General features: G+C 42.9%; 10 protein-coding genes. 8 read left to right on the top strand and 2 right to left on the bottom strand.

The window, feature by feature from the left end; genetic code table 11:
• Positions 1-9: 9 nt before the first annotated feature.
• The gene (locus BWI44_RS11005) at positions 10-1,128 is read right to left on the bottom strand and encodes a helix-turn-helix domain-containing protein (RefSeq protein WP_195209225.1); all 1,119 of its coding nucleotides are present in this window, start codon (positions 1,126-1,128) and stop codon (positions 10-12) included.
• Positions 1,129-1,141: 13 nt separating this feature from the next.
• A complete protein-coding gene (locus BWI44_RS11010; protein ID WP_195209226.1) occupies positions 1,142-2,314 on the bottom strand; it encodes a helix-turn-helix domain-containing protein in 1,173 nt (390 codons plus the stop codon).
• A gap of 408 nt (positions 2,315-2,722) precedes the next feature.
• On the opposite strand from BWI44_RS11010, the gene BWI44_RS11015 reads away from it, so the two are divergent.
• From BWI44_RS11015 to BWI44_RS11050, 8 genes are all read left to right on the top strand, one after another.
• Entirely contained in the window at positions 2,723-3,322 is a 600-nt protein-coding gene (locus BWI44_RS11015) for a DUF3575 domain-containing protein (protein WP_007666647.1), read from the top strand.
• 11 nt (positions 3,323-3,333) lie between these two features.
• Entirely contained in the window at positions 3,334-4,770 is a 1,437-nt protein-coding gene (locus BWI44_RS11020; protein WP_181982212.1) for a DUF3868 domain-containing protein, read from the top strand.
• Between the two features lie 41 nt (positions 4,771-4,811).
• Entirely contained in the window at positions 4,812-6,551 is a 1,740-nt protein-coding gene (locus BWI44_RS11025; protein WP_195209270.1) for an Mfa1 family fimbria major subunit, read from the top strand.
• Positions 6,552-6,751: 200 nt separating this feature from the next.
• Positions 6,752-7,786: a FimB/Mfa2 family fimbrial subunit gene (locus tag BWI44_RS11030; protein ID WP_195209227.1), complete on the top strand. Its 1,035-nt coding sequence runs from the start codon at positions 6,752-6,754 to the stop codon at positions 7,784-7,786.
• 14 nt (positions 7,787-7,800) lie between these two features.
• A complete protein-coding gene (locus BWI44_RS11035; RefSeq protein WP_195209228.1) occupies positions 7,801-8,943 on the top strand; it encodes a FimB/Mfa2 family fimbrial subunit in 1,143 nt (380 codons plus the stop codon).
• 1 nt (position 8,944) lies between these two features.
• A complete protein-coding gene (locus BWI44_RS11040; RefSeq protein WP_195209271.1) occupies positions 8,945-11,332 on the top strand; it encodes a DUF4906 domain-containing protein in 2,388 nt (795 codons plus the stop codon).
• 137 nt (positions 11,333-11,469) lie between these two features.
• On the top strand, positions 11,470-11,940 hold the full coding sequence (gene msrC, locus BWI44_RS11045; protein ID WP_195209229.1) for a free L-methionine (R)-S-oxide reductase MsrC: 471 nt from the start codon (positions 11,470-11,472) through the stop codon (positions 11,938-11,940).
• 50 nt (positions 11,941-11,990) lie between these two features.
• Positions 11,991-12,647: a DUF3256 family protein gene (locus tag BWI44_RS11050; RefSeq protein ID WP_044532682.1), complete on the top strand. Its 657-nt coding sequence runs from the start codon at positions 11,991-11,993 to the stop codon at positions 12,645-12,647.
• Positions 12,648-12,661 lie beyond the last annotated feature (14 nt).

The raw sequence follows: 12,661 nt of genomic DNA on the forward strand, positions 1-12,661 counted from the left end.
AATTTTCTTTTAATCAATGGAAACGGGATCGTTCTTTGCCATTTTTTTTGCTCGGAAATAACTGCGATAATTACTGAATCCAGCATGAATGACAATTTCCGTCGAGGATATTTTTTGCTTTCTTTGTATAGCCTCTGACTGTAGTCTTTCTACTTCCTTTAGTCGGTAATTGTTGATAAAACGATTGAAATTCATACCATATTCCCGGTTGATGAAAGCAGATATATAAGTCCTGTTTGAAAAAAGATCCTTGGCCATATCGGTTATTTTGAATTCCGGATTTAGATAAGGTTTTTCATTCTCTAAATACTTTTCAACCCGCTGGCGTTCCAGTTGCGCATAATTTCCGGACGTGGTCATTTCCTTTTCTTTGGCGGTAATAGGTTCGATGATCACATAATTCTCCGAAAGAATGTTCAGGCACAACACAATCTGAGTAAAGACTGCTGGTAATGTTGTGAATGTCCAGATAACCCCCAATTTATTGAATAGTTCGATGCCCAATATTAATCCGGCTATCGGTAAGGTTTGCAACAGGACCCTGAAGATGATGATAAAGGACAACCAATCCAGCGACATTCGGTAGATATCAGCGGAATAATTGGTAACTTGACGTTTGTACGATTTTATGCGGAGCAGGCTCAACCCGGAATATAAAATACTCAGCAAAATACAGATGATATACGTGCTGTCAATAATTGCGCTTATCAGGCTTACCCCGTTGTCATAAATGGCATTCCATCGTTGCTGGAACGGTACTGTAAAGGCAATCACGTGGATAGTTACGGTCAAACATGCTGGAAGGATGAAATGGTATGTGGGGAAATGCTTTCGATCGCCTACTCCTGTAATAATATAGGTGATCATGTACAGGAATATGGGAATAAAACTAAACGAGGAAAAGCAAACAGGCAAGTATGCTATGAAAGCGTCACGGGCGATGGAATACATTACCAGTCCACTCCAGTACAGTATTATTAGACAGTATACAGTGATTATGCTGTAATGTATTTTTCGGTTGACCGTATTGGAAGAGCGGGTTATGTCGAGCGAAATCATAATCAAGCTGACCGCAGCACTTACTGCAGGTATTGAAAAAACTATAGCACGTCCGATATCTTGATTCATCCTTTTGGTTTATTTATGGTTCTTTGTGAGTCTGTTCTTTATATATATTTTCCAGTTGAATCGCACGCTGGAAATGTCTGGAATCTTTAAATCCCGCCATGGCCATTACCTGATACGGATTTTTACCTTTGTTTGAAGGATGCACTATCAGTGCCTGATACTCTTTGATCCGGCACAGGTTTAGATAACGCCTGAAATTCATACCATACGTTTGATTGATAAAGTTGGACATGACGGTACGGTTTACACCCATTATCTCGGCCATGTCAGTCAGTTTGAAATCGGGATTGAGGTATGGCTTTTGTTGAGACAAATAGTTTTCGAACACCTTCTTGTTCAATAGTCCGTGCGTATTATTCGGCGCAGGCTGCTGTTGGGTGGTCGGGTTGTTGTTCTCGGTTTTCTTTTCGTAGGCTGGAAACAAATCAGATATTTTGTAAGAGAGATATTGCCTGCGGATGATTTGGTATGTAAGCAATATCTCTTGAGCCATAATGCATAATGCGTTCAGCCGGATAAGCCATTGGCTTGGACCAACCAACGAAGACAAAAAAGCGATTAGCAATATAGCGATGGAAAGTATGAAAAACACGATGAGCCAACGCGATGATTTTATACTGAGATATTTTCGATCTGTATCGGTTTTTTGAAGTACTGTTCGCTTGTAATGCCGCAATAACAATAGTCCGGTTGGAACAATATAGACTACCGCTGTGATAAACCGCACTAAAAAGTCGGATATGAAAAGCGCCGTATATTCTTCGAACAACGATAAGCCGGTAAAAAACTCTCCCTTGGGAGGCGATATCCAGGTTGCCACTATCAGGATAATTACCAATGTAGGGACTGGCCAAAGGTAATTCAGTATGGGAAAGTTTCTTTTATCCTCAAAATAAGTCAGATTATAAACAATGTTGTAGAACAATATGGGAGTATAGATATACGACAAGGCAAAAGGTATATCGACCGGAAGGAATATCGGCTCATCAGAGACAGTATGCCATAAAGCAGATGACCACCATATGGCTATCAGGATACAATAAATGCTCACGATCCACCTTAATTTCCTTTCGGCTAGATTGCGATAATTCCATGTCAATAATAAGGTAAAGACCGAGCATATGGCCGAACAAAATATTGGTAAAATATAGGTCATCAAGTTGCTGTATGTGACAAATGCTCCCATATTAATCGAATTCAAATTATTCTTTTCAAGTGTGTATTTCCACTGGCTTTTTCCGGTACACTAAAATTGTTTGGGTAGACAGTGATATACACATCGACATTGTAATATACAAAGATAGCCTAATTTACTGCATTTATAGGTATTGCAACTGTTAATAATGGCTCCGTACACTTAAAAAATGACTCTGGATTTGATGATTTGACATGTCCGATACAAAATTGCAGTTTGCGTATAATGTCCATTACGATTTTGCCAATATGATTTATACGTTTTGGCATGATGCGATAACAAATACATTGTTCCTTTGTGCGGAAAGAAAGCGAGGTACCGTGGCTGCTCTCTTGAAAGTACCTATATAAGGAAAGACTGTAAAATTTGGAATGTAATAATTAACTATAGCCATAAAATATGAACAATAGAATTATGAAACGGATATTTGTTTTGCTGGTAGTTACCATTACCGGCATGACGCAGAGTGTCAAGTCTCAGAACGTGGCTGTCAAAAGTAATGTTCTGGCGGATGCTTTCTTGAATCCGAATTTGGGAATAGAAATAGGACTCGCCTCTAAATGGACTTTAGATGTTACGGGACAGTTCAATGCATGGATGCTTTCGCACAATCGCCACTGGAAACATTGGGCTATTCAACCTGAAGTCAGATACTGGTTCTGCGATCGCTTCTCGGGGCACTTTGTAGGTACTCACATTCATGGAGGACAGTATAACATCGGAGGTTTTGACGGAAAAATCAATTTCCTTGGTACGGATGCTCGTAAACTAAAGGATACCCGTTACCAGGGATGGTTTGTTGGCGCGGGTATCGCTTATGGCTATGCGTGGATATTGGGGAGGCATTGGAATCTTGAGGCGGAAATTGGTTTTGGTTATTCCTATACACGCTATGACCGCTTCCAGTGTTTAGGATGCGGTAAGAGGATAGAAACGGACAAACCACACCATTATGTGGGACCGACGAAAGCGGCAATCAACCTTGTTTATGTATTTTAATCGTGTACAAGATGAAAAAGATATTATATATCCTAGTAGCCCTTTGGGGCATGGTTGTGGTAGCGGAAGCACAGATCGCAATCGATATGCGGAAACAGGACATCGTGGATGGTGTTTCCGTGGAAAATCTTAAAATGGAACGTAATGGAGGGTACATTGCCATAGACATGCTTTGGGATTTGTCAGGGCTTGATGTGGATGAAAATCGTGCTGTACTTCTTACGCCATGGTTAGTTAATGATAACGACTCGCTTGCCCTGCAATCGGTAGGGGTTTACGGCAGACAGCGTTATTACTTCTATGTACGTAATGGAGAGAGCATGTTATCAGGTAAAGATGAAAAGAGTTATAAAGTCTCGAAGAAGCCTGATACCATTGAATACCACAATTTAGTACCGTATGCAGAATGGATGAACGGCTCCGTGTTGTTGCTACATCGTAGCGACTATGGATGTTGCAATACTTTATTGGCAGAACAGGTCGGTATGCTTGGACGATACACAGAGGCGTTTTTCCCTGAACTGGTATATGTACGTCCGCAAGGGCAGATTGAAAAAAGGGATTCGCTCGAAGGCTCAGCATTCATCGACTTTCCGGTGGATCAAACGATGATTTATCCGGACTATCGACGCAACACCGCCGAACTTGGGAAAATACAGTCATCAATTGACTCCGTGCGAAACGATACGGACATAACTATCACTTCAGTATGGCTGAAAGGTTATGCTTCGCCTGAAGGTTCTTATGCGCATAACAAAGAGTTGGCTATCGGGCGTACTGCCGCATTGAAGAGATACATACAGCAACTTTACCGGTTTGAAGGCGATGTAATAACGACCGATTACGAACCGGAGGATTGGGCAGGATTGCGTTACTACGTGGAACGGTCGAACCTTGCACATCGTGCGGAAATAGTCACTTTGATAGACGGTAATTTGGAGCCGGATGCCAAAGAGTGGAAAATAAAACGTGATTATCCGATGGAATACAGTTTCCTGTTACAGAACTGTTATCCTGCGTTACGCCACACTGACTATCGCATAGCCTATACTATCCGCAGTTACAGCGATGTGGAGGAGATAAAACGAATCATGTGTGAGCGACCGCAAAAACTGGATCTGAATGAGTTCTATCTCGCTGCACAAGAGTATGAACCCGGTACGGATGAGTTCACTGAGGTATTCGAGACAGCGGTACGCATGTTTCCGGATGACACTATTGCTAACCTGAATGCTGCCAACGCTGCCATGCGCCGCGGTGACCTCACAAGCGCGAAGCGTTATCTTGCCAAGGCAGATGATTCGCCCGAGGCTGTTTATGCACGGGGAGCACTGGCCATCCGGCAAAAGGATTACGACAGTGCCCGACGTTACTTGAACGAGGCGAAATCGCTCGGATTAGAACAGGCTGGCATTACGCTTGAGCAGCTTGAAAAAGGAAGACGTTAACGAGAAAATATATTATTAACAAAATTAGATTACAAAAAATGATGAAGATGAATAAATTATTTTTGGGTTTGTTCGTGTGTACCGCATTGTGTGCATGTTCGAATGATGAATTAGGAGTTATTCCGGATGATACACCGAATGTTTTCGCAGGAAGTGAGGCGTATATTAATGTCCGCCTTGCTGATGCAGGTTCTCTTACAAGAGCGCAAGAAGGTGACTTTGAGTACGGAACAAACGAGCAGTCCGTAAAAAATGCCTACTTCTATTTTTATGATGCAGATGGTGTATTTGTGACACAAGGTGATGTTTGGACGAATGGTAACGCCTCGGTAACCACCCCTGCCGGAAACATTGAATTTACAAGTAATAACGTTGTGGTACTGAAGGGAATGGACAAGAAGAACTATCCTAAGTATATGGTAGCGGTGCTCAACAAACCGAATGATTTCGTGTATGGGGAAACGCTTGACGAAATGCAGACAGTGCTTGCGGATAATAATGCGGAAGGTATTTATTATCCGGAAACAATCAATAACAGTACTATCAATTACTTTACCATGAGCACTACAAGTTACACCGACACCAATCGGGCAAAGTATTTCGTAACAGAAGTTAAAGAGGAAAATTTTTCTCTTGAGCCGATGACGGATGTGAGTGCGATTACTAATACGGTGACCGTATATGTAGAGCGTCTGGCGGCCAAGGTAACTTTGAATGTGTCCGGTGAACTCGAAAAGGATGAAAATGGGCGTTATCCGATAAAAGTCACTGTGGCAGGTGAAGACAACTCAGCCGGAAGCGATAATGTCGCTTCGGAAGACCTTTATGTGGAATTGCTCGGATGGAAATTGAATGCTACAGCAAAGAAATCGCACATGGTCAAGAACATAGATATTGCTTGGGCAGATAATGACTTGGGCTTTATGTGGAATAGAACAATCGATTACCGTAGCCACTGGGGCAAGTCATTCAACTACGGTTTTTCCGGATATCCTGAAAATGCGGCAGCAGTTTCAGGCAATTCCGAATATCTGAACTATGTCGATTTGGAAGATGGCTTAACTGAATTGGGGACTTCTGCCTATTGTGCAGAGAACACCAATACAAGTGCCATTGTTACTACCAATTTTTTTTCTGCCGTTACGAGTATTCTGTTGAAAGCCAAGGTTTGCGATGTAAACGGAGATGCACTTGACCTCGTACGTTACAATGGTGTGCTTTTCAAACAAGACTCCTTCCTCGAATACGTGCTCAGCGTACTGCAGACAAAAAATCAACTGAACGTGTGGTATGAAGATGGTCAAGATGATAAAGGCAACACAAAATATACTCAGATTGGTAAAGAGTATGTGAAGTTGGAGAATGTGGGCGATGGGAAAGTGAAAGTGGTATTTACGAATGAGAATGGAGCCTCATTATATACAGGAGACGGCTCCGCTTACTCAGAACAAATCATTACCACTCTTAATGATAATTTGGCCACTGCTTCCGCAGATGCTACCGCTTATAACGGTGGATTGATGTACTACAACATTCCCATTGAGCACCTCAACAATGGCGCTATTACGGAAAATGGAATTATTCCGGAAGCCAAATATGGTGTGGTGCGTAATCACCACTACGTAGTTACCGTTGACAAATTAGAGAAGATAGGTAAGGGAATTTTTGATGGAGACGAAAAAATTGTTCCCGGTGACGATCCGGATGGTGACATTTATTACGTTGGGGCAAAAATTAATATCCTATCTTGGAAGATTGTTAGCCAAAATGTTGAACTTTAATTCTTTATGAAAAAAACGTTGTCTTTCTAAACAACCATTCCATGAGGGACTTCCACATGGAATGGTTTTAGAAAAGCACTTCCGTTCCGGTGCAAAGAGAGGACGGAACCGGAAAAGGTATATTTGCCATTTCCCATCGAAAATGAAAATTCTCTGCGGTATTTTCCGCAGCATATATAAAATATAACAATTTAAGTCAAATGGATATACGCTCTTACATAAGAAAAACAATCGGAAAGTTACTGGCAGTTATCGCTTGGACTCCGATTCTATATGCCTGCGACGGCTTAATCTATGACGGTGAGGGTGACTGCTCAGTGAATTACCGTGTGAAGTTCTGTTATGATTACAACATGAAGTTTGCCGATGCTTTTGCTCACGAGGTGAATGTCGTGACACTTTACCTGCTTGATGTCGATGGTAGGGTGGTTTGGCAACGTACTGAACAAGGAGAAGCCCTTGCAGCCGATGGCTATGCCATGACTGTAGATGTAGAACCGGGCGAATACGACTTACTTGTTTGGTGTGGTACTACTAACAAAGGTTCTTTTTCGATACCCGAAACAACTGTCGGTAAGGGACTGACCTGTACACTTGAGAGGCAACGTGATATTGGGAACCAAGCATTTGTTGCCGAAGATCTTGACCGCTTATTTTATGGGTGGCTGACGAAACAGACGTTCGGTAAAACCGAAGGTACGTACACTTATACTGTACCGTTGGTAAAGAACACCAACAATGTGCGAGTGGTGTTACAGCACCTTTCGGGAGAGGCTGTGGACAAAGACAAGTTTGTCTTCACCATCACCGACACTAACGGAAGTATGGACTGGGACAACACGTTGTTGCCCGATGAACTGGTGACTTTCTACGCATGGCACACCGACGCCGGGGAAGTTGGTATGGACACCCGCTCCGAAGCTGTCCGATCCACATCTCGCGCCGCCTTCAGTGCGGCTATAGCCGAACTGACTGTGCCGCGTCTTGTGAAAGGGCAGGCGACACGGCTCACCGTGTCCAATAAAGAAACGGGAAAAACGGTTTTCTCCATCCCTCTTATCGACTATGCTTTACTAGTGAAGGGCTTCTATCACCGAAATATGGACGATCAGGAGTATCTCGACAGGCAGGACATGCATGACATGGTGTTCTTCCTCGATGAAGATGATCACTGGCTCGATACCTATATTTATATCAATTCTTGGAAAGTTGTACTGCAAAACAGTGAACTGTGATAGGAGGAATGCGAATGAAGAATGTAGTACGATATATTGTCACGGGGATTCTGGCACTTTTTGTGTTGTGGGGTACCTCGTGTAGCCATGACACGGAGAACTTCAGCCTATCCGATAGGGGAACAGCTCTTAGTATCGGTTTCAGATTACCTATAAGGAGTTTGGAGACAGATGAAGGTTATAAGGTTGGAGAAACCTATGAGAACTACATAGATGTAGAGAACAATAACTACAGGATTTATTTCTTTACCTCCGATAATAAGTTCATCGCCCGTTTTGAACTGGATGGCTTCGTGGTGACTGAAGGAAGCGATTACAGGGATTATAGTGTGCTTGGCAAAGCGCCTACATCTTTGGTTAATCATAAAAATTTCAAGATGGTTGTGCTTGCCAATTGGCCGCAGTATGGTGACGATACAATGCAGGCTGGAGAAACGTTACTTGCGGATGTCTGCGACGCCGAATGGGGGCAGTTTGGCAGTTTTTCTTCTTTCGAGTTGGGACCGGAACGACTAGTTCCTTTTTATGGTGTTCACGAATACAATAATATAGAATTTAAGGTTGGAGAGGTTACATTGCTGCCTGAGCCTGTCACTTTGCTCCGTGCAGTGGCAAAGGTAGAGGTGATACTTAAGACGGACGAACATTTTGATTTATCGTTTAGTGAGGTGAAGATTCATCGCTATAATAAAAAGGGATATTGTGCTCCGAAAGATGTTTTTTCGCAGGACGATTACGATCATAGTGGTGAGTGGAACAGCGATTACGTTAGTGGTTTACACCTTGTGGAAGATGGTAACGATGTGGAAGAAAAAATACAAGATTTCCGCTTTGCAAGCCAATGGATGGATACTGGCGGAAATAAATATGAGAAATGGATTGCCTACCTGTCCGAATACCGGAACATCGATGCGGGCGACAAATACTCGTGTATTGAAGTAAGGTTCGATGCTCAGACTGATGAGGACGAACCGCATAGGGTTTATTTCGCGAATTATGACGAGAGCGGAAAGACGGATAGCAACGACAATGCCAAGCGTTTCAACATTGCCCGCAACAATCTTTACCGTTTCACTATTACTGTCCGAGATAGCAGACTCATGGTGAACGTGCAAGAATGGAAATATGCTTATGATAACGAATATACTTTTGACTGATATGAAACACTACTTCTTATTATTCATACTTCTGTTGGTAATTATCACAATAGAGGGTTGTACGGAAGAACTGCATCCGGAGACAAATGGAACAAACAGTCCAGTCCTTAATGAGGGAGAACTGACGAAAGCCGTATTGGATTTGTCGGTCAATACATTTGCCGTTGAAGCACAAGCAGAGACAAGGGCATCTATACCGAGCAATATACCTGAGAATGAGACTTCGGAAGAAAAAGAGGTACACAATATTTGGGTGTTTCAGTATGATGCAGTTACGAAAGAACTGCTGATAAAGCCGCGTTACTATACTATCACTGACCAGATAATGTTGCAAGATTTGCCTGTATATCTGAAAGCCGGAATTCCGTCCTTCGTATATGTTGTAACCAATACGGGGTATGACAACTGGGCTAACGATGACACGGATACTTCATGGCAGAAGTTTAAGAATTTGGAACAACTGAAGAAACAAACTTTACCTACCGCTTTCCCATTACGTTCAATAGATAAGGTGTCGATACCAATGGTCGGAGCAAGTGAGGAGGTGGAAGTAACAACAGGCATTACGGTTACAGTACCGGTTACGCGTATGTATGCCAAACTTAAAGTAAAGGTAGAGATGCTGAAGGCAGAGATGAAGCTGAACAATGTCAACGTAAGGCAAATTCCGAATATTTGCCGGATAGAAACCTTTGCCGGCGATGGAAATGGAGAGCCGATGAATGCGGTTCCATTTCCTGATGGAACGACATTCAGTTCCATAGCCTTTGCTGCTTCGGACTTGGAAAAGAGTGAAGATAAAGAATGGGCTGTTTTTTATGTTCCTGAAAATCTGCAAGGGGAAATAGAAAATCAGGGCGGAAACAAGTCTGATGCAGCTCCCTCTAATGCACTTGTGGTAGATGTAACTGCTGAAATAGGTGGTGAAAAATATCTCTATGCAGCTTATCCCGGAGGAAACTCACTTAATAATTTTAATATACAACGTAATCAGGTTTATCGCATGACGTTGACTATTACAGGAGAGAAAGGCCAGAATAATCCATCGTCCAACTGCTTTGTAGTAAAACCAAACGGTTTTCTGTCTTTCGAGCCCTACTACCGTGTAGAGACAGGAGGCGGGTATAATTTTGCAGACTATTTAAGTCCTCATGACGAGAATCTGAAAATAGCCAGTGTCGGCATTATCTGGCAGACCAAAGACTGCATTGGTGATAATACAAATGGAACATTGGTGCAACTCGGTGAGAACACAGGCGACATTCATCAGAAAATTTATGTTAGAACGCAAAAGAAAGGTAATGCCTTGATCGGTGCTTACAATAGCAAGGGAGACGTTCTGTGGTCTTGGCACATCTGGGTTACAGACCACGAGCCGGATAATCTCGGCAGGGCTGTTACTTATTACACATACGACTGGGATAATAATGGTATCTATCCTGAGAAGCCGCGTATTCAGGGTTATGCCGTCATGTCATGTAACCTCGGTGCATTGGCCGAGAATCAGAAAGGTATAGGAACTGGTCTCCATCGGTATCCGGATGAAATGACGCAGGCTTTCGGCATGTTGTATCAATGGGGACGAAAAGATCCGTTCCCTCCTTTACGCAATGTTGTAAGCGAACATCATGATTATAATGACGAACATACAGATCTGCATTATGACAACTCCAACCAGATTGAAGTACATAAGACATCTGGCACAGATGAAAACAAGCTGTTCCATTCGGTAATTGGGAGTACCCTGACCGGAGCTGTCAGACACGCCATCGCCAATCCCACGGTTTTTATCACTGGAACGAACGATGTTAACCGAAATGAAAGTTACGTACAACAAAAGAGCAATTATTTCAATAATGGAGACTGGTGTCCAATAGGAGAAAGCGATAACAAACTTTGGGGTGGACTGGAGCCGGCTTCCGAGGGAATGAAGGCTTATACGATTAACCAAACTAATAATGTACATATATACGATAACTACGGAACGGAAAAATCTATTTTCGACCCTTGTCCTACAGGCTGGAGGGTTGCCTCGGGTGAATTGTGGTTCGAGTTTACAAATACGGGGCTCAATCCCGGATCTATGAGTGGTATCAATTATGATGATAAATTTTCGGATGGATATGGAATGAATATGTATATGCAGAAGTGGAAAGACGGTCCGACTTCTTATTTCCCGACACAGGGAACACGTGTAGGTGATGGAGGAGGTTTTCGTACAAACAGTTGTGGGAACTACCATAATGCAACCACGGACACGGATAACCGAGTGAACATTTTGCATATCCATAAGGATGCCGGTCTGTTCCATATATTCGAATACCAATTCTATTTTTATTATGTAAAGTCGGTGGCAGGACCGATCCGATGCGTGCGAGACTCGAAATAAAACTGTGTGCTTTTTCTATTCTGTTCTCAGTCTCATTTTTATTTTCTATCTTTGTCCTAAATAAATATGTGATTTGAAGGTGGTACGGAAGATGAGCCGGAAGCTAAGAATTGATGAGCGTATTTAGGAGTATAATTATGGCAGAAGATTTATGCATCAGCAACGGCAGCAAGGCTGAAAAGTATCAGACCTTGCTGCCCCAGATAAAGAGCCTGATTGAAGGTGAAAATGACCTTATAGCCAATCTGGCTAATGTTTCGGCTGCACTGAAAGAAACTTTCGGCTTCTTTTGGGTGGGATTCTATTTGGTGAAAGGAGAAGAACTGGTATTGGGGCCTTTTCAAGGACCGATAGCTTGCACACGTATCCGAAAAGGACGGGGTGTTTGCGGCACGGCATGGGCTAAGACGGAGATGTTGGTAGTGCCCAATGTCGATGCATTTCCCGGTCATATAGCTTGCAGCTCGTTGTCGCGCTCGGAGATTGTTGTTCCGTTGATTCGTGAGAATGGCGAGGTGTGGGGCGTGCTCGATATAGATAGTGAAAGCCTGAATACCTTTGATGAAACAGATGCACGTTTTCTTGGAGAGATATGTTCCTGGCTCTGAAGAGTGCGTTGAGGTAATAAAATGCAAAATAAGAATAACAGAAAAATAATATGATGAAGAAATTGACAATGTTCTTGTGTTTGGCTTGTGTCTGGATGTGTTCTCTGCAGGCCCAGGAAGCTAAAACCTTTTTCAAAAATATGCCCGATAGCCTTAGCCCGTTGCTTACTGCCGTGAACCGTGCCGACTTTATCGACTTCCTTGAAAGTAAGATGAAAGCGGAAGTAACGAACCGTTTTGGTGGTAAATCGGAAATGACGGAGCTTGCTTCCGACTACATCCGTATCCAGATGACACCGCAAAGTTCCTGGCAGATGAAACTGCTGGCTACGAGCGACAGTACGAAAGTGATTTGTACCGTATCTACAGCTTGTGCTCCTGCCTGTGACAGTGATGTCCATTTCTATACCACCGGTTGGGAGGAATTGCCTGCTTCTTCTTTCCTCACTCCTCCTGTAATGAAAGATTTCCTGTTATTACCCGATACGGTGATGGATTATGAAGTGAGAGATGCCGGCGAAAAGGCAGATATGTTGCTGATGAAAGCCGAACTTTCTGCAAAGGACAATGCACTGACCTTTACTTTTACAACTACCGACTATATGGATAAAGAAGCGGCAGAGAAACTGAAGCCGTATCTCCGCCGCCCTGTAGTGTATGTCTGGAAAGAAGGTGGTTACAAGCTACGAGATACAAGCTACAAGTAACGAGTAGCTGCGCA

Source organism: Bacteroides sp. Phil13 (assembly GCF_001940965.1).
GTDB classification, from domain to species: Bacteria; Bacteroidota; Bacteroidia; order Bacteroidales; family Bacteroidaceae; genus Bacteroides; species Bacteroides intestinalis.